The sequence below is a fragment of the Paracoccus benzoatiresistens genome (assembly GCF_026913015.1).
GTDB classification, from domain to species: domain Bacteria; phylum Pseudomonadota; class Alphaproteobacteria; order Rhodobacterales; family Rhodobacteraceae; genus Paracoccus; species Paracoccus benzoatiresistens.
This window is the reverse complement of the sequence record NZ_JAPTYD010000040.1, coordinates 1-17,669: the sequence shown is the minus strand read 5'-3', so window position 1 is coordinate 17,669 and position 17,669 is coordinate 1. Positions and strand designations below refer to the sequence as shown.

21 protein-coding genes and 1 pseudogene are annotated in these 17,669 nt (G+C 56.6%); 15 read left to right on the top strand and 7 right to left on the bottom strand.

From position 1 onward, the window contains the following. Positions 1-9: 9 nt before the first annotated feature. Genes OU682_RS24290 through OU682_RS18040 form a run of 3 tightly spaced genes read left to right on the top strand, consistent with a single transcriptional unit; the run spans position 10 to position 1,545 of the window. Positions 10-591, top strand: a complete 582-nt coding sequence (locus OU682_RS24290) for a tyrosine-type recombinase/integrase (protein WP_371832269.1) — start codon at positions 10-12, stop codon at positions 589-591. 35 nt (positions 592-626) lie between these two features. Beyond that, positions 627-980, top strand: coding sequence for a DUF3768 domain-containing protein (locus tag OU682_RS18045; RefSeq protein WP_268943598.1), 354 nt, complete (start codon positions 627-629; stop codon positions 978-980). Between the two features lie 10 nt (positions 981-990). Beyond that, complete coding sequence (locus OU682_RS18040; protein WP_268943597.1) at positions 991-1,545, top strand: hypothetical protein; 555 nt, start codon at positions 991-993, stop codon at positions 1,543-1,545. Positions 1,546-1,550: 5 nt separating this feature from the next. Here the strand turns inward: OU682_RS18040 and OU682_RS18035 are convergent, their stop codons facing one another. After that, a complete protein-coding gene (locus tag OU682_RS18035) occupies positions 1,551-2,210 on the bottom strand; it encodes a hypothetical protein (RefSeq protein WP_268943595.1) in 660 nt (219 codons plus the stop codon). A 96-nt stretch (positions 2,211-2,306) separates the two neighbouring features. Between OU682_RS18035 and OU682_RS18030 the strand changes: the two genes are divergently transcribed. Together OU682_RS18030 and OU682_RS18025 are read left to right on the top strand one after the other, a co-directional pair. Next, complete coding sequence (locus OU682_RS18030) at positions 2,307-3,428, top strand: hypothetical protein (RefSeq protein WP_268943594.1); 1,122 nt, start codon at positions 2,307-2,309, stop codon at positions 3,426-3,428. A gap of 506 nt (positions 3,429-3,934) precedes the next feature. Then, positions 3,935-4,137: pseudogene (locus tag OU682_RS18025) on the top strand (IS5/IS1182 family transposase); the annotation flags it as partial. A 32-nt stretch (positions 4,138-4,169) separates the two neighbouring features. On the opposite strand, the gene OU682_RS18020 reads toward OU682_RS18025, so the two are convergent. The 4 genes from OU682_RS18020 to OU682_RS18005 are packed head-to-tail and all read right to left on the bottom strand — an operon-like array spanning position 4,170 to position 8,139. Continuing rightward, positions 4,170-5,306 carry a JmjC domain-containing protein gene (locus OU682_RS18020; RefSeq protein ID WP_268943593.1) on the bottom strand — a complete coding sequence of 379 codons (1,137 nt, stop codon included), beginning with the start codon at positions 5,304-5,306 and terminating at the stop codon, positions 4,170-4,172. Then, on the bottom strand, positions 5,306-6,394 hold the full coding sequence (locus OU682_RS18015) for a JmjC domain-containing protein (protein ID WP_268943592.1): 1,089 nt from the start codon (positions 6,392-6,394) through the stop codon (positions 5,306-5,308). The genes OU682_RS18020 and OU682_RS18015 overlap by 1 nt, the downstream gene beginning before the upstream one ends. Continuing rightward, complete coding sequence (locus tag OU682_RS18010; protein WP_268943591.1) at positions 6,375-7,766, bottom strand: DUF4135 domain-containing protein; 1,392 nt, start codon at positions 7,764-7,766, stop codon at positions 6,375-6,377. Before OU682_RS18010 ends, OU682_RS18015 begins: the two co-directional genes overlap by 20 nt. Positions 7,767-7,782: 16 nt before the next feature. Beyond that, a complete protein-coding gene (locus tag OU682_RS18005; RefSeq protein WP_268943589.1) occupies positions 7,783-8,139 on the bottom strand; it encodes a hypothetical protein in 357 nt (118 codons plus the stop codon). Between the two features lie 122 nt (positions 8,140-8,261). Here OU682_RS18005 and OU682_RS18000 point away from each other — a divergent pair, with 122 nt between their 5' ends. From OU682_RS18000 to OU682_RS17985, 4 genes are all read left to right on the top strand, one after another. Further along, complete coding sequence (locus OU682_RS18000; protein ID WP_268943587.1) at positions 8,262-8,474, top strand: hypothetical protein; 213 nt, start codon at positions 8,262-8,264, stop codon at positions 8,472-8,474. A gap of 653 nt (positions 8,475-9,127) precedes the next feature. Continuing rightward, positions 9,128-10,263, top strand: a protein-coding gene (locus OU682_RS17995; protein WP_268943586.1) for an IS3 family transposase whose coding sequence is annotated in 2 segments (ribosomal slippage) — positions 9,128-9,380 and positions 9,380-10,263 — 1,137 coding nt in all. Because the reading frame shifts where the segments join, the coding sequence is not laid out codon by codon here. A gap of 10 nt (positions 10,264-10,273) precedes the next feature. Further along, positions 10,274-10,549 carry a hypothetical protein gene (locus OU682_RS17990; RefSeq protein ID WP_268943585.1) on the top strand — a complete coding sequence of 92 codons (276 nt, stop codon included), beginning with the start codon at positions 10,274-10,276 and terminating at the stop codon, positions 10,547-10,549. A 308-nt stretch (positions 10,550-10,857) separates the two neighbouring features. After that, positions 10,858-11,148, top strand: coding sequence for a hypothetical protein (locus OU682_RS17985; RefSeq protein ID WP_268943584.1), 291 nt, complete (start codon positions 10,858-10,860; stop codon positions 11,146-11,148). Positions 11,149-11,292: 144 nt separating this feature from the next. Here OU682_RS17985 and OU682_RS17980 read toward each other — a convergent pair whose 3' ends face one another. Further along, positions 11,293-11,559, bottom strand: coding sequence for a hypothetical protein (locus OU682_RS17980; protein WP_268943583.1), 267 nt, complete (start codon positions 11,557-11,559; stop codon positions 11,293-11,295). 386 nt (positions 11,560-11,945) lie between these two features. On the opposite strand from OU682_RS17980, the gene OU682_RS17975 reads away from it, so the two are divergent. From OU682_RS17975 to OU682_RS17960, 4 genes are all read left to right on the top strand, one after another. Beyond that, positions 11,946-13,028 carry a CHAT domain-containing protein gene (locus OU682_RS17975; RefSeq protein WP_268943582.1) on the top strand — a complete coding sequence of 361 codons (1,083 nt, stop codon included), beginning with the start codon at positions 11,946-11,948 and terminating at the stop codon, positions 13,026-13,028. 14 nt (positions 13,029-13,042) lie between these two features. Then, positions 13,043-13,333, top strand: a complete 291-nt coding sequence (locus OU682_RS17970) for a DUF3892 domain-containing protein (protein WP_268943581.1) — start codon at positions 13,043-13,045, stop codon at positions 13,331-13,333. Between the two features lie 96 nt (positions 13,334-13,429). Next, positions 13,430-13,942, top strand: a complete 513-nt coding sequence (locus OU682_RS17965) for a hypothetical protein (RefSeq protein ID WP_268943580.1) — start codon at positions 13,430-13,432, stop codon at positions 13,940-13,942. 53 nt (positions 13,943-13,995) lie between these two features. Continuing rightward, entirely contained in the window at positions 13,996-14,808 is an 813-nt protein-coding gene (locus OU682_RS17960) for an IS5 family transposase (RefSeq protein ID WP_268943579.1), read from the top strand. A 19-nt stretch (positions 14,809-14,827) separates the two neighbouring features. On the opposite strand, the gene OU682_RS17955 is transcribed toward OU682_RS17960, so the two are convergent. Next, a complete protein-coding gene (locus OU682_RS17955; protein WP_268943578.1) occupies positions 14,828-15,004 on the bottom strand; it encodes a type IV secretory system conjugative DNA transfer family protein in 177 nt (58 codons plus the stop codon). Positions 15,005-15,449: 445 nt separating this feature from the next. Between OU682_RS17955 and OU682_RS17950 the strand changes: the two genes are divergently transcribed. Together OU682_RS17950 and OU682_RS17945 are read left to right on the top strand one after the other, a co-directional pair. After that, positions 15,450-16,223 carry a replication initiation protein gene (locus tag OU682_RS17950; RefSeq protein WP_268943577.1) on the top strand — a complete coding sequence of 258 codons (774 nt, stop codon included), beginning with the start codon at positions 15,450-15,452 and terminating at the stop codon, positions 16,221-16,223. Positions 16,224-16,322: 99 nt separating this feature from the next. Then, positions 16,323-16,931, top strand: a complete 609-nt coding sequence (locus OU682_RS17945) for an AAA family ATPase (RefSeq protein ID WP_268943576.1) — start codon at positions 16,323-16,325, stop codon at positions 16,929-16,931. Positions 16,932-17,669 lie beyond the last annotated feature (738 nt).

Below are 17,669 nucleotides of genomic sequence, written 5' to 3'. Positions count from 1 at the left end.
GGAAATGCTATGCCCCGGCAACCTGCAAAGGTTCTGGACGTGGTGGACGTGCGCCGTCTGCTCCAAGCCCTCGCTACAACACGCCACCCCATCCGAAACCATGTTCTCGTGCTGCTCAGCTTTCACGCTGGTCTGCGCGCCTGCGAAATCTCCGGTCTTACCTGGCCCATGGTCTTAAGCCCGTCAGGCCACCTTTCCGACACCCTTTCCATCAGTGGGGGCATTGCCAAGGGCGGCCGCTCCCGGTGTGTGCCAATCTCGACTGAGTTGCGTGCTGCCTTAAGACGGCTGCACCGGAACCAGGGAAAGCCGCATGAAGGCCCCGTCATCCGCTCAGAGCGAGGCCGCGCCATGACTGCCCGCTCTGTCGTGAACTGGTTTCGAACGACCTATGACAGCTTGGGCCTTCGTGGGTGCTCCTCCCATTCGGGGCGCAGGACCTTTATCACACGCGCAGCCCGCCTGCTTTCCAAGACAGGAGGCTCCCTGCGAGATGTCCAGGAATTGGCAGGACACAGCTCCCTGACCACGACAGAGCGTTACATCCAGGGTGATCGGGCGCTGCAGCGCAAGCTGGTCAACCTCCTCTAACTACCACCCCTACATTAGCAGAAAGGAACGATGCCATGGCTGGCACCGAACGGATGACTGATGCCCAACGTGCGGCGAAGATGCGCGAGCTCAACGACAGGTTCCGTCATAGCCTGCGGGGTGGAAGGCTTCTCATCACCCGCGGTCTTCTTGAAGCGGCTGGAGGTGCGGTCACTGAACTTCTGGACGCAGTCCGGCGGTATGAGGCCTTTGACGAAGGCAACGACCCTTACCGCGAGCACGACTTCGGGAGCCTGACTTGGCGGGGGGAACGGGTATTCTGGAAAATCGACTACTACGACGCCGCATGTCGTTATGGTTCCCCTGAACCTGCCAACCCTCAACTCACGACCCGTGTGCTGACCGTGATGCTAGCCTGCGAATACTAAGGCCCAGACCATGAAATCGGTCATTCACCCCGGCGCCGCCCTCGTGACCCCTTACATGCAAGGTCGCCTCGACGCCCTCTGCGGCCTCTACGCGCTTATCAACGCCATTCGGGTAGTGCATGCTGTCGACGAGCCCCTTTCCGGGCAGGCGTGCCGCAGCTTGTTCAAAGCGGGCTTGAAGGCGCTGATCGCAGATAAGCGCACGCGGGCAGTCCTCTATGATGGTATGACCGCCGGTTCACAGCGGAGGCTTCTGCGAACGCTTACCTCGTACCCCATACTTCAAACGCGCCGGCCGCTGAGATTGCTTGTGCAACGACCGAAGCTGAGCACCGCAGGCGATCTCGACCTCCTCGTGAGAGGAGCGCTCAAGCGTGGGGCAGTCCTCCTGGTGTGTTTGGAGGGGCGTATGGCGCATCACACCGTCATCACGGGCATGTCCAACCACAGGGTCATGCTTTGTGACAGCAGCGGCATGCAGTTTATCTATGCGAACAGCGTGCTCCGGTCCTCGGCACAGCCCGCTAGTTTACGCATTCGCAACCTCGCCTTCTTCAGTTGCTAACCTGGCTAGCCCTTGCTGATCTTTTTCGATCTGCCGTCCTTATCAGACTTGCGAGGGCGCTTAGGATGCCAGATCTCATACTGGTCCGCGCGTTCCTTTCGCGCAGCTTCATCGAAGCCTATTTCAGCCAGAAAACCCAGCAGGAACTGAAATGGGACATCATGTCGATGCGCATAAGCCAACTGGTTAGCAAAGTCAGCCAAGACCTTTCTTTCCAGCAAGATGGATCCCTCCGACTGACTCAAGAAGAAAAGAACGTCGATGAACCGCCTCGTCATCAGGTTCTTCGCCCGCCGTCCGGGCGTAGCTCGCGCCACCAGCGCGTCGACATGCTCCCATACGCCCAGCCTCTCCATCTCCCTGACCACCATATACGTCTTAAGACGAAGGTCGTTATAGATCTTTGCCAGGTCTCCCGATGGTCGGCCTGCCTTACGCCCGGTAAGTGGTTCCTCGAGTTCTGCGGCGAGCTCACCTAGCCGCACACGGATGGCGTGACACATCTGCTCGAAACACTCGCGGACAGCGTCTCCGTCATCCCGATCGACATCCGTGAGGGGCTCAAGCACTTGAGGATATAGAGCACCATCAATCAGTCGCGCCGGATTGCATCCTTTTTTACCAGACAATGACCTTACCCCATTGTAACGATAGATACGAACCATATCCTGCTAGTAAGGGATATAATACGTAAATATGGTAAGATAAATGACCTGAAATGAGAGCTGTAAAGGGGTGTTATCAAAATAGAGGACACCCAGATGAAATCCGCAGCAACGAAGCTCTTCCAAAACAGAGCGGTGGCAGTAGGCCCCCGTGTAGTGTCAACCGCAGTCACGCACCCAGGGGGAACTACCTATCAAGGGGTGTTGGCGTGTGTACCCACACCTTCTTCCGAGCTACTAAAGCTACTGGAACCGGCAGCAGCCCATCCGCATAGAAAGTACAGCAGCAGCCGCGAGGCGGCGCATGCCGGTGATGCACTTGAGAGATACTTCAGGCGTGAGCGCTCCTTCTATGAGCGCGCCTTCAAGGGGCTGGAGAGATTGGCCCTCAAATCACCAGAGGCTGAGGAGCTGCGCTTGGCGCTTGGCTTTGGACAGCGGGGTGACGATCCACGTGTTCGCGGTACGGCCGCCCAGCCCATCCTCCGTGCTGCTTTTGGCTTAGCGTTCCATGAGGTGGTGAAAGCTTGGTCAGACAAGACCAAGCGCGAAGTATTCACCCTTACGTTGATTAGGAGCCAATGGCGCAAGTCACGAAAGTTGCCGATGATGAACATCGAGAACATGACGCGTGCCGTGGAGAAGGCACTCGACGCCATCGGCTTTGAGGGTCTTCTCATGATCGAAGTCCAAGGCATGCGTAGTCAAGCAAAGGGGCTTCATTTTCATGTTCATGGGGTCATCACTCCGAAGAAGCGGGGGGCTCTGGCAGAGAAGAAGGCCCAAGCGAGGCTCTCGAAACTGTTCCCCTGCGTTGACGGCGCGAAGGGGGTCGACATGAAACCCTGCAAGAACGCCGCCGATGTAGAGCACTTTCTTATGTACAGCGCCAAGTCACCGGACAAGGTAAAGCGCCTCTATACCGATGCCGCGGACAACAGCCCAACCAAGATTCGCGAGGGGCGACAAGGGTACTCCTCGGAGCTTGCACTGGATCTCCTGACTGTGCGCAGTAGGCTCAGCCTTCCCACACTGATAATTGCCCATGGCAAACGGTTCCAGAGAATGAAAACCGAAATCAAAGCGGGGACCGACGCTCGCTTAGAGGCGTGGGGCATCACGCGAGTAAAGACCGACCGGAACAGAACGGCTGCTGTCTGGCGAAGGGTTCGGGCCAGGAACTCGCCGAAAAATGGGTTTGGGCTGCCCCACAGCTGACGTCCCTGTCACATCCGGCTCCCCTGCTCCTGCGCTGAGGTCAATCTTTACTCCCCTCATGAGCTAGCCACTCTGCCCCAGGCATCGGTGTACGCGCTACGCAAAAGGCATCGCTAAGTCGCCGTCTCCTACGGCGACTAGCAGGCCATCAAACCAGACAGTGACCTGTGGATCATTGCTGACTTTGCCTCCTGCAGCACAGACATTCGGTGCGCGTGGTGCCGCGTTCGAAGCTGCATAAGAGGGTCGAGGGGGCTAGTAAGCCCACTCATGACAAAAGTCACATTTTGTCATGAGTGGGCCCCGCCGACGCCGACCTCCAGCACGATCTCGAGCTTCTCATCGTCGTTCCAGCGTCGCCCCCCCACCAGAGCCTCCCTCAGCATGGCACCTTCCGATAAGACACGCCGCTAACGACGTCGTTATACACGTGTCTTAACTCGGCGCGCATCCGTCAAGCAGGCGGCCTCAATCGGGTGGTTATGCTTGCCGAGCTGGACGCATGCGGAGCGAGTGCCGTTATCCCACCAAAAGCGAACCGCAGGTTCAAGCGGATTATGACAGACACGCCTATAAATGGCGGCACCTGAGCGAAAACTTCTTCGCGAAAATCAAGGAATTCCGAGCCATCGCCACGCGCTATGAAAAGACGATCTGCAGCTACGCCGCCAACTGGCATCTCGCCGCAGCCACCTTCATGGCGATCTGAAGAGCGCAGGCCCATTACGGCATCTAGGTAGTTCAGGGTGGGTCGAGCAGCTTAAAGAATCCTGCGTCGACCAAGCGTCTGGCGATCATCACCTTTGTGTCGTCCTCATAGGACGACGGCAGATCCGATACCTTGAATGCAACCTGGTTCTTCAGGAACTTGAGTGCCGGACCAAGCTCCGCAGGCCCTTGAAGCTGGGGACGTCCGGGTACCGCGGCGGCGACGCCACGCGAACTCTCTCCGATGCGCATGCCAACTGGATCCAAGCGTCCAAGGACACTCGAAAGATGAACAGGAGAGCGGACACTTAACGCGGTCGCTAGCGACTGACTTACTGGCATACCAGGGAAAGCCTGAAGCGCGATGGAATTAGCTGCTTCCATTAATTCGGTCTTCCAATCCGGCGGTCGCATCACGCCTTCGACAGCATCAGACAATCCCGAGGGCATCAACTGATCCGCAGTGGAAGTCCACCCGAGTGGCAGGGGTCGCAAGCCGGAAAGCAGTGGTTCCGCAGATCGGTCCATCATTGTGAGAATCGCTTCAACTACAACGTCGCGAAACGCCGGCGCGCGAACGATAATCGCTACGGACAGACTCTCTTGTGACGCGGCACGAACCCGATGTGGCATGCCGTATGGCACGTACAGAAAATTACCCGGTATCAAGTGGAACTCCCGTTCCACTTGATCGCCGCCAATGACATCCCAAAGCTTGTCTCCTTCGATCTGAAGTGTGAACACGTGATCACGATCGCGGTGCCATTCAAAATTTTGTCCACCCGGCGGCGTCAGAAACGACGCTATTTGGATGTCATTAGAGGAGCACCCACACTTTTCCGCGAAATCCGCATGAAGTACGACAAGGGGATGTCCGGGTGGCAGCGCTCGCTCAAGTCGGTTGATTGTAACGCCTAGTCCGCGGCCCAACGCCCGTCGAACCTCGAAAGCGTCTTGAGCCAGCTTTTGCGTTTCCACCCCGTTCTCGATGCCACTGATGCGAACTCGCGCTTGATCGATTGTGCCGGGGCCTAATATCGCGTTCCAAAACTGCTCCAAGTTCCAAACATCCAAAGGCTGAAAAGTCCCTGACAGTTTCAAGCACTCTCGACCCCAGAAGCGTTCGTTAAACGATGCGGTTTCCCCGATTAACCGACTGACAGTGACCATCAAAAAGGCTCCGTTTCCGTCAACCGCAACAGTCCGACTCGAACGAGCTTGCGCGCCAAAATTAGGCGCTCATCCTCGGCGAGTTTGGCCGAAAGGTCCCGCGGTCTTATGCGACTGGATGCTGACATTGCAGCCAGAAGTTCCTGCTCTAGAAAGACCGGAGTCTCAAGAACGACACCATTTATGTGTAGTTGAAGGCGGTCGTCTTGATCATCCAGTCGCGCGGCTGCGTCTGTTCGGGCTAGCTCGCTATCCAAACCAACTTCGCCCCTACTCTCCAAACCGAGCACAGTGGTCTTGTCGCCTTTGGGTCGAGCCTGGGGCACCAAAGGGAGCAGTCGGTGTTCCGAGACAGACATAAGCTCGTTTGCAAACTCCTGCAGCACCAGCGCCCCAAAGCGTGCTGACTCTGCCTCTTCCCATGGTGTCGGCAGCCGACGGGTAAGGATCGATTTTAGCGGTTCCTGATTTGCAACGAGATCGAGGAGATTTCTAACGGTGGGGGTCTCAAAAACCAACGCTGCCGAAACCGATAGTGCGTTTCCGGCAACTACCTCGTGTTGCAATCCCGCCGGTACATACATCAGATCGCCTGGCTGGAGGATAATCGTCCGCTCACCGCCCTCGAACCGCCACTTCTTCTCTCCTCGGATCTGAAGGGTCACTATCTCGGTCGGATCGGCGTGAGCTTTGATTGCCTGTGCGTTCTCTGGCGAGACAAATAGGGTAATCGAGTCGAGCTTGGCCCGCGTCCCTCTTTCGATGGCTGATGCCAGCCGGACGATCGCATTTTCTGAAGACAGAAAGAGTTCCAGGTTTCGCACTTGGAGGGATAGCCCATCCTCCATCCCTCTCAGAGCGTCTGCCCAACTTTGCGAGGGGCGATTGCTCTTACCGTCCGCGGACCGCAAAAGCACGATGTTCGACCGATATACAATTGGTCGAGAAAGCACCTGGTCGATTTCGGCGAGCGAGAGTTCCATGTCCCTGGCGAGCGGTTTGCTGGCAGCACCCAGCCAAAGCGCTTGGGTCCAGCTTTCACGAACGTAGGCTGCGGCCTCAACGACATCAGCGACTTGCGGGTTCATCGTCTAACCTGAGTAAAGTTTTCAAGGGTTCAGACTGTTCCAATGCCGCGTTAATGGAGCAGAGCTGGCGTTCCTTATCTCGATCACAAAGTTGCGACGCTCTTTTCAGGATCAGGTTGACGCCAAAGTCCATCGCAAATGATGCGTGTATACGTCCATGCGAGTCTAGCAGTGTGCGGCCAAGCGGCCCCACTTGGAACACAGGCACGTCACCCGCGAGCAGCGCGTCCGCTTCCGCTTTCGCCATGCTTGCAACTGTTCGAAGACTGACATCCTCTCCAAAACGGCCGACGGTGACGCCAGTTCGCTTATAGAGCTTGCGTGATCGCTGCCCTTTCTTCGTGAGGAGTACTGGCTCGGAAGACGCATAGTTGAGGAACGGTCTGTATTCCGATGTGCTCCTCACAGCCACTCGCGTCCGCGCTCTCGGATATTGTTTGAATTTGTCGTGAAGGTAGGTGGAAGTGGTATCAATGCCACGGGAGAGACTCTGATGATATGCGTCTCGAAACCCCTCGACGAGCTCACTCCGCTTGTTGAACGCGAAGACGCTCGTTCCCTTAGCAATCGGTGCATGGACTGACTTTCGCCAGCGCCCCGTAGAATCCCATGACCCGCTGGCTGTCCCGAGTGCACTCATGTCAACCTTAGAAGATCGAGCCAAGGGGAGCGCAAGAGTGGACAGGATGTCGTATTCGTCCTGAGGGCGACCGCTCAGCGCAGCGTTGACCGAAAAAGTTGCGAGAAACTCCATGTCGATGGGCACCGGCCACTCGCCGCTTGCAACCAGGTTCTCGTGGTTCAGGTCACTCGCACCCAACACGCCCCAAACGAACAGCATCCAGCCGACCCGATAGTAAAACCTGTTTACACCCTCGGCGGAGCACGTTTCTGGCTGCACAACATCGCTCCAGGAACTTGAATCCGTGCTGACTACCTGTGGGAGAGCGAACTCAACGCCCGTGCCTGACGCGAACCACCGCAAAACATCTGCAAACACTAGCTCGTTGTAGGAAGCACGAGGTTTGTAAACGAGACGGCGGCCACATGAATAGGACAATAGGAGAGGAGTACGGCCTCCCCGGTGAGGGTCGCCGCCGAGATCGCTCGCATCAACAATGCGCGCTCCAGGAGCGAGGCCGTAGCTAGCGGCCAGCGCTGCTTGATTGGCAACGTGCTGGCCTTCTATCTCGCGCGCATATGCCAGCGCAGCGTCGCAGCGCTGTTGCTCTCGCCGCTTAAGCCCTTTCTCGAGTTTCGATATGCCCCGGAACGTGCATGACAGAGGTTCGAGAGCCCGCAGCGTCTCTAGAGCGGACTCGTGAGCGTGCTCGAATCGCTGCCTCGCACTTTCCACCAGCGCATCGGTCAACACCGAGGCAAAGCGCCTATTCCGATCCCCAGTTTTCATATCGGGCTTGGCGGTAAAGGTCTGAGATGCTCTCCGATCCCCAATTCTCATATCGCGCGAGGCGCATCTCGTCCCCGTCGCTCACAATCTTCAGGTCCCCCTCCTCAAGCCGGATTTTGGCCAACGGGGGCAGTTTCAGCGCGCCATGCTCGTCTGTCTCAGCGAAGCGAATGGAATCACTATCGAGCTCTACGCCATAAAATTTCTTGAGCATCTCACCCGGAGAGGTCAGGCACATGCTGCGGAACGCCTCATCATAAGATGCGCGCCGGAAAACGGATCGCAGGATCGCCTCCCAACGCTTCTTGGCTTCGCTATCAACAGTTCCGTTCATAGTCGTCCTCCAATGAGCGCAAACATGCGCTTCTTGGTATCACAAAACCTACCAACCTAGCCACAGGCTTGTAGCATCTGATGTCTTGATCTATTTTTAAACTGCTTGGGGTGGGAGCTGTCATGGCCAATTCGAACGACAATCTGTTTGAAGTGCGATTCAGCGGTTTAGAGCTAACCGATGCTCAGCGTGAAAGCATTAGTTCCGCCATTCGAAAAGCAGCAATGCTTGAGATCGCAAAGATGGAGTTCCGGGACGAGATTACCATCCACTCTCCCACGGGCCGCGGTCCGCTTGACGGGCTTGAAGCGGTGTTCAAGCCGCTGCGAAAGTGACAGAGCGTTCACTTTGCCCGAGTTCCGCGCCGAAGGTTGGAGCATTACTGCTAGGGGTCGTTCGAAGGTCTCAAGCGGTAGAGATTCTGTCAGCACCTCAGCCGGTCGATTCCAAGTTTATTGACGAAGGATCGAAGCTCGGGCGGTTGGATGCACGATTTCGTTTTGCTAACACATGTGCGCGAGCCGGTTGTAACAAATGGGACGGGACGCGCTGCACACTTGCAGATCGTATTGTAGCAGAACAAGATCCTGCTTCGGTCATTCCCGATTGCGCGATCAGAGACTCCTGCCGTTGGTTTGCGCAACATGGGAATAATGCTTGCCGCGTTTGCCAAACGGTCGTTCGCTCAGGCTCAGCCGCATCGTCTTTTTAGGAGGGCGTGACGAGACTGGGCAGAAGCAGAAGGGCAGCGTTGCTTCGAATTCCGCGCCAACGTGCGAAATCTGGCCAAGGCCAATACTGCGATTCTAATCCCGCCCCTGACGAAGCGTTTCCGCTGCAGGCGGCGAGCGCAGAAGATCCGATTGCGGCTTGGTTCAGATATACCGTAAGCGATGTGCGGGTCACACCTTGCGCGGATAATTCAGAGGTGGTCGCAGGAATTCGGACCAGTTGCTAAGCTTTGGCAATTGACGAAGGACTGATCCGCATGACGAAACGGAAGCGCTATTCGGCGGAGTTCAAGGCGAAGGTGGCTCTTGAAGCCATTCGCGAGGAACTGACGACGGCTGAGCTGGCCAAGAAGTATGACATCCACCCCACCATGATCACGGGCTGGAAGAGAACTGCGATTGAGAACATGGCCTCGGCCTTTGACGGCAAGACCGCTGCCGAGCCGGCGATTTCCGATCAGGAGGTCGAGAAGCTGCATGCCAAGATCGGCCGGTTGGTTGTGGAGCGGGATTTTTTGTCCGCAGCCTCCAGTCTCATTCTCGGCACAGGAGGCAAAAAGCGGTGAAGCGGGATCATCCTGATCTCAGCGTCCGACGGCAATGCAGCCTGCTGTCGCTGGCGCGCTCCGGCCTTTATTACCAGCCACGCGGCGAAAGCGCCGAGAACCTGAAGTTCATGGCCATCATCGACAGTCAGTTCCTCGAGACGCCGTGGTATGGCTCGTGGCAAATGGCCCGTCATATGCAACGCGAAGGATATGGATGCGGGCGCCATCGGGTCCGTCGGCTGATGAAGCTCATGCGACTTGTGCCGATCTACCAAGAGCCGAAGACCAGCAAGAAGCATCCAGAGCACAAGATTCACCCCTATCTGCTCACAGGCTTGGCCATCACCCGTCCCAATCAGGTCTGGCGCACCGACATCAGCTACATCCCCATGCGCCGGGGCTTCCTGTACCTGGTGGCCATCATGGACTGGCACAGCCGCAAGGTGCTCAGCTGGCGGCTCTCGAATTCCATGGACGCGAGCTTCTGCGTTGATGCCCTGAAGGAAGCACTGGCCAAATACGGGCCGCCCGAGATCTGCAACTCCGACCAAGGTTCGCAATTCACCAGTACCGAGTTCACCCACGTGCTGTTGGACGCCAAGGTGAAGATCTCCATGGACGGCCGCGGTCGCTGGATCGACAACCGAATGATCGAAAGGCTGTGGCGTTCCCTCAAATACGAATGCGTCTACCTGAACGCCTTCGAGACCGGGTCCGAGGCCCGCAGGGGGATCGGCGCCTGGATCAGCTATTACAACGAAAAACGTCCGCACTCATCGCATGGATTGCTGACGCCAGATGAGGCCTATGATACCGCCAACCAGAACCTGAGAAACGCTGCCTGACATGAGACCCATGCCAGAGCTTAGCAAGGCGGCAAACTGGTCGAGAATGCCGGACCACCTCTATACGAATGCTCCAGGTAGAGCGGGAGGCAGTATCAAAATTTTAAGAGGGGGTGAAGACGGATCAGGATACATTCTGTTTTCCGGTGTATGGAAACAGGATGACGGCAAGGAAGGTGAGCTTGACTTAGTTGTTTCCGCTTATGCCAATGCAGCTGAAGTCCATTGGGGTCCAGATAAAACCATTACCAATGAGTGGACGAAGAACATTGAGGAACAGCCATAGGTTCTCTATGCATAGTTTCTAGGTTTTTTGTTACGTGAATTTTTCATTTATTTTTCAATACTATTCATCAAAATTCTTCTTCTATTGGGGCAAAGACTTAGATGCGCTCAAGTGACTTGACAGAATTTCCATACTTAACGGATTATACAACTTACAGTGCTATCGCTAAACTGACCGCCTGTCTGATTCGGATGGCTGACATTATAATACTGTCAGCTTTTGAAAAATTTTTGATGCACGGTCAGAGATTAGAAAACTCCTCTTAGATTTTGTTTCCCACCTGGCAATGTAAGTAGTAGGAGGACATCATGACAAGTTGGAAGCCGGTAGATACATTCGATAAAGACATAGACGCTGAGCCTTGGAGTATGTTTTGGAGAGAAGTAAAATCTGAAAGTGACGAGTTTAGATTGTTTATTACCAACCCTTTGTCTCAAATGGTTGGAGTTTTGCCTGAAGTTGAGAAGGACTGGTCAGTAAAAACTAATATACTTAATCATGAAATAGGGTTCACTCAGAATATGGTTTGCACAGTGGCGATCGTTGATGGGCGAAGTAAAACTGTATTTTTATCGCTTTACAAACACCCTCTAGAGTGACACTGTCATCACATAGAACAGCCGCGAATTGCGGCTGTCCTTATCCGTTCCTGTCGCTTTCTTTCGTCAAACAGCAATTTTTTAACAGGGACGTTCGATTCAGTGAGGACATGAAAGAGAGACGCGCCAACCCTGTCGCCTCCCTCAGTTCTTGAAATCAGGGAGCAACCTGGGCTCAGGATCGATGCCGCCTGAAGGCCCACCTTGCCGCTTGGCAGACAACCCCCCGTCATCGTCCTTATTCCCCACCAGGCGATTGTACGACCCTTCGTGAACGCGCCGCAGAAGCGCCAAGCGGCGCGTTTCGTCCGGCACCGCCTCGATCGCCTCGAAGGCGGCCGTGAACAGCGTCTCCGAGATCAGCGCCCAATCCGCCGCCGCGCCGTCCTGCCGATCGAACAGGCCGATCATGTAACGCCGGACGAGCCCGGCGGCCGTCTTGGCGTTGGCGGGGGCTCTTGGCTTCGCTTGCTGTCGTCTCTTCATACCGGATGCTACCACAGGAAACGCGAGCGCCTCCGGATATTGTCCGGAGGCGCTTCGGGTTATCCCCATGCACGGTCATCGGCTTTCCAGCCTGTACCGTGCCCCAATCCTACCACATTATCCTTATGCCCTCAAATATTCCGGGGGTGAATGCCGCAGGGCAGAGGGGGCAGAGCCCCCTGGGGCGGAATAGGTGGTTCAGGTAACGGCATGATCCGTCAGGCAATCATGTAAAAAATATGAAAACCAGCTCTTATCGTGAAGTTCGAACCACCATATATTCCATTATGGTAAGCGGTAAGGGTTCCTGCATGCTGTCGACATCGTACAAATCGCAAATCGATACCTTGCTGAAGAGGGTCGCGGGGCTGCGGGACGATCAGAGGAGGCATTCCGAAGCCTCCTTCAAGGCGGCTCAGAACGCGCAGCGGAAGAGGGAACAGGCGGCGAAATCCAGGTCGGCCAGTTCCGCCCGGAGCTACCTGCAACAAGCGGATCAGGACACCAGGAATGCGCTGGCGGCCGAGAAAAGGGCGAACGACTGCGCGAAGAAGATCGCGGATATCGAGAGCCAGGTCACCAGTAAGCAAAAGTCGCTGCAGAATGCCTTGAAGCAGGAGAGCGACCGAGCCGATCAGGCGCTTGCCGCAAAACAACGTGCATCCGACCGGGAAACGCAAAGACGCCGTCAGGATGAATTGAAGCATGCGCGGGAGCTGGCGAAGCTGGCGCGGCCGGAAGTGCGGCACGTGATGGTGCCCGCCCCTCAGCCCGAGAAGCTTCGCATTCTCTACCTCACCGCCAATCCGGACAGGGAGCAGCCGCTCCGCACCGAGGCGGAGGTCAGCAGCGTTCTTCGCGAGCTGCGCGGGACGAAGTACCGCGACCATATCGATCTGCAGGTCCGTCCGGCGGCGACGCCGAAGGATCTTCTGGACGGCATCAACGATATTCGCCCGCACGTCATTCATTTCTCGGGGCATGGCGACGATGGCCTTCTCGCCTTCGACAATGCCAGCCTGGATGAGCCCGACAGCGTTATCGTCGAATTCGATCTTCTCGCGGAGCTGCTGAACGCGACCGACCGGCCGCCGACCCTGCTCGTAATGAACGCTTGCCGGACGCTCCATGGCTCGGACGTTCTCCTGGAGGCCGTGCCGGTTTTGATTGGCATGGAGGATTCTGTCGGCGACGCCGCCGCGGGGGTGTTCGCGACGCAGTTCTATTCCGCGATCGCGAGCGGGCAGCCTATTGGCGTTGCGCTAAGGCAGGCCAAGGTTGCCTTGAAGCTGGCGCTTATGAAGCAGGACGCCGAGCTGCCCCAGCTGATCAGCCGGGAAGACGTGGATACAGAACGAGTTTCCTTGGTGAGCGACCAAGGCGTATCGGCATGAAAGGACAATAGCCAATGCCCCAGGACCATCGAATAACTTGCATCATTCCCGATTCCGCCGACGCGGATCGCCGTATCGACAGCATCGGCGGCTCGACGGGCGGCGCAGGCACGGGCGGCTCGTGGTGCATAAAACTCGATGTCGCGCTCAAGGGGATCGAGGAAGGAAAATGGCGGTTCTGGACAACGGCCAACGGCAAATCCGTCTGGGTCGTCGTCGCTAGGCGGAACGGAAAGAAGTATCTGAAGACCGAAGCGGATGGCGACGAGCCCAACAATTTGCTCAGCCTGCCCCGCTGTAAGTAAGATTTACCAAAGCATGGGAGATGAGCTTTGATTATTGGCAGACCGCTATTTCACGAAGGCGATTTGAGCAGATACCTACGCGGCCAGGAAGGTGCCGTGGGAGAGCATGTACGGCGGACGATGGGGAAAGATGACCTATCAAAAACGGACGCGGAGATCGTCCAGGCCATGCTTCCTGGCGCTTATGTGACCCCGCTTGCCGTCGCGTTCGACCAGGTTCAGAAGGACGTAACAGAAGCCCGCGTCAACGTGACTGACTCTTTCAGCCGTCGGCAAGTGCAGATCGACGGCGTGAGGGCCACGCGCCGTTTTCCTTTTACAGGCCAGGTTGAGCTGTTCGATATGCAGCCCAGCCAGTGGTCTTCGGCTCACCCTCGTGGCGAGGTACGAAGTGGCTATGTGACCATTGGCATCGAAGGGCGCGCGGATGATCGTGACTCATTGAAGAGGGAGCTCGACCGTCAGGAAACTTGTCTGAAAAATTACGTCGAGTGGTCAACGGCGCAAATCGACGAGCACAATACGAAACTCAAGGGACTATTGACCGAGGCTGTCGCTCGTCGGCGCAATCATCTGAGTAGCTTGGACGATCTGGCGGACGGTATTTAGAGGGCATTTGAAAACCACTTGCAGGCGGATTTATCCTTCTAGATTAGCGGTTTATGTCTGCCATGCTTGTCTCTGACGGCCTTTGGGCCATGATCGAACCTTTGTTGCCATCCACGTCTCGGTCCGCGAAAGGTGGGCGGCCTCGGGTCTGCGACCGGGCCGCTCTGGCCGGGATCATGTTTGTCCTGCAGAGCGGCATCCCCTGGCGGATGTTGCCCGCGGAGCTGGGCTGCGGCTCGGGCGTGACCTGTTGGCGAAGGCTCAGGGATTGGCAGTTGGCCGGTGTCTGGGATCGGTTGCATCAGGTCTTACTGCGCCAGCTGCATCGCGCCGGTCATCTCGACTGGACCCGGGCCTGCATGGACAGCGCATCCATCGCGGCGAAAAGGGGGGCGAATCGAGGGCGCCCTGGCACGAAGCGCCACATCGTCACCGACAGTCGCGGCATTCCCCTGACGGTGCGCCTCAGCGGCGCAAACGTCCATGACAGCAGGATGCTCGATCCGCTGCTCGACGCCATTCCTCCCATTCATGGCAAGCGTGGCAGGCCGCGCCATCGGCCCGGCAAGCTGCATGCCGACAAGGGGTATGACTATCCCCGCTGTCGCAGGGCTTGCACCAAACGCGGCATCAAGCATCGCATTGCCAGGAAGGGCATTGAGAGCAGCAGTCATCTCGGCAAGCATCGCTGGGTCGTCGAGCGCACATTCGCCTGGCTCTCCAAATTCCGGCGCCTCGCCGTCAGATACGAGCGCAGGGCCGACATTCACCTCGCCTTCACCATCTTGGCCTGCGCCATTATCTGCTTTCGAGCGCTGACAAATCGGTGTTGCCGAAGAAGGTCAGCAGCCCCGCGTTGCCCATGAAGGTCTCCCAGGCGGCCTTCTAGTCGCGTTGCAGCTGCGTCAAATCCTGGACGACCGGCCACAGCTTCACGCCGAACCCGGCGATCTGCCCGGCCGCCTTCTCGATGCTTTCCATGTGGCCGAGGGCGGCGATCACGTCGAGGCAGAACAGCAGACCGTCGAGGCGCCACTTGCCGAGAGGAGGAGTGCTGCTCATTTGCGCTGTTGCATATCTACGTATATGTGATTTCGCGTGCATACGCATTTACGTAAATATGCAACGATGTGCTACGGTTTTCTACCTTCTGCGGTAAGTTATCCACAGGAGAGATTGGCGCTCAGCCTTTCTTCTTCTTCTAATATCTTCTTTCTTCATAGGCAGATTTGTTTTTATTTTTCATACGTTTAGTTTCTTAACTATTAGCTTTTGGGCAATGTTCGATTAGCTTTGGGGCGGTTTACGCTTAGTTTTCGGGCGGTTTACGCTTAGTTTTCGGGCGGTTTCTGATCTTTTTTGACCTCTTTGAAGGGTCTTGCGCGAGTGAGACTCTTACTATTAGCTGTCTTGGGTCATTCAGCTAAGGCATCCGCTCGTGTCAGACGAAAACCGCCCAAGAGCTAATAGTAGACGGACGCTTGAGGTCGTCCCCAATGCTGGGGAGATGGTGAAGCCCTCTGAGCTGATCGAGGTGAAGGGAGCGGCGAAACTGGCTCTGGCGGATCGGCGGCTTTACAACATTCTGCTACACAATGCGTTCGGGCCTGATCTGGGGACAGAGAACCGTCGCTTTGAGATCCCCCTCTCCGAACTTCGGGACACCCACGACAGCAACGACCGGCTGGTTCAGTCCATCGAGGCCCTGATGACGACAGTCGTCACGATGCGCCGGGCCGACGGATCGACAGACCGGGTGCAGCTGCTCGGCTGGAACAACCTGTCAGACTCGAAGCGCAAGCATGGCTTCTTGAAGTACTCGATCCCGCCTGAACTGGCTGTCCTGCTGCGGGACTCCATGGTTTTCGCCAAGCTTGAGATGGAGGTGCTGCGGGCCTTCACGTCCAAGTATGCGCTCGCCCTCTATGAGGCGGTTGCACGCCGGGTGCGCCTCCAGCACGTCTTCAGCGAGAAGTTCGACCTGGACGACTTCCGGGAACTCCTTGGGGTGGAGTATGACAAGCTGACCACGTTTGGGAACCTGAACCAATTTGCCATCAAGCCTGCCCTGCTGGAGGTGAACGCTCTGTCCGACTTCCTTGTGAGCGTGGAGCCGGTGAAGCAGGGGCGCCGCGTGGTCAGTGTGATGATCGGGTGGAGCGTCAAGGACATCGAGGGGCGGAAGGCAGCCTATGCCGAACTGCAGCGGTCGCGGATTAGTCGCAGGCCGCGACTGGCTGGGACAGTCGAAGCAATAGACGATGAATCCTTATTTACGTGATTGCTAATTTACGTAAAACCATAAGTGCGCCCTCCCATAATTGCTTGGTTCCGCAAATCCTCATATGTTAACCTGAAAAGAAAATCGGGACAGGCGATAATGAAGACGATCTTGGTGGCAGCGCAGAAGGGCGGCGCAGGGAAGACGACCCTCTCTCGCAATCTTGCCGTAGCAGCGGCTGCTGATGGGCAGAACGTGCTTTGCGTTGACCTCGACCCGCAGGGGTCCTTGCGCGGTTGGTGGCAAGCTCGTGAGGATGAAAACCCTGGCATGCTCGAAGCTGACCCGAAGCCAGAAGCTTTGCAGAAGATGCTACAAGCGGCTGCCAAGGTGTTTGACTTGGTCATCATCGACACCCCCCCTGCGGCTCCTGTGTGGCTTGCTGATGCTATCGGGACGGCTAACCTGGTGCTGATCCCGGTTCGCCCATCACCCGACGATCTGCGGGCCGTGGGTGCCACGATATCGGCCGTCACTGATGCTAAGGTGCCATTCGCCTTTGTGCTGTCTCAGGCCCCGCGCGCGAAGATCACCGAGGAGGCGGTTCGCGTCCTGGCACAGCATGGCCGGGTCGCACCGGTCAACATCGTGCAGCGTGTCATCTATGCCGAGACAGGCGCATCCGGGGCAGGGGTCATCGAGACCGCAGACGTGAAGGCCGCTGAAGAAATCCGGGACATCTGGAATTATGTGAAGAGAATCCTGTGATGGCCAAGAAAGCCGTGTCCTTAGAAGGACTGCTCGATACTACCGCAAAGCCGACTGAGACAGGTATCCCGCAGCGTGGGGCAGGACAGGTGGCTACTCCTCCAAAGCCTGTCAAACGTGAAGGTGAGAAGCGTCTGACTTTAGCACTAGACGGGGCAACCTATCGTCGCCTCCGCCTCCATGCTGTGGAGGTAGAGCAGACGCATCAAGACATCCTTGAACGCGCACTTGTTGAATACCTAGGCCGGGCAAAAGCATAATTACGTAAATACGTATTAGCATAGTTTTTGATCAGTTACGGGTTGTCTATCAAGTTCATTTGACAGGAGCCGCAGGGTCCTCGTTCAATGCCCTGCCAGAGTGACAGATCAAATAAATTACAATTTTATCTAGCATATAAAAATGGCCGTTTGGAGACCGTTTTAGGGCAGGCCCTTTCAGGTCGGTCAGGCCAAGGACGTAGCATTTCCTCGCGCTGCTACTATTTGCCGGCTTCTCAGCCTCTGGTATCTCCCGGACGTTGTGTGCTTCAGGGCAGGAGTTCTTCCCGACATCAGCGCTGCTTCCAAAGCCGCTACACTAAACCGCATTATATCTGACAGTAGCGGGTGTGAAGATAAAAATACCTGTATCCTTGCTTGTCAGCAGGGCAGGGGGAGTGGTAACTGGGGCAGATTGCGGGGCACAGGTGTTGCGTTCATGATCTCGGTCTGATTCAAGATCGTATGGGCCTGTCAT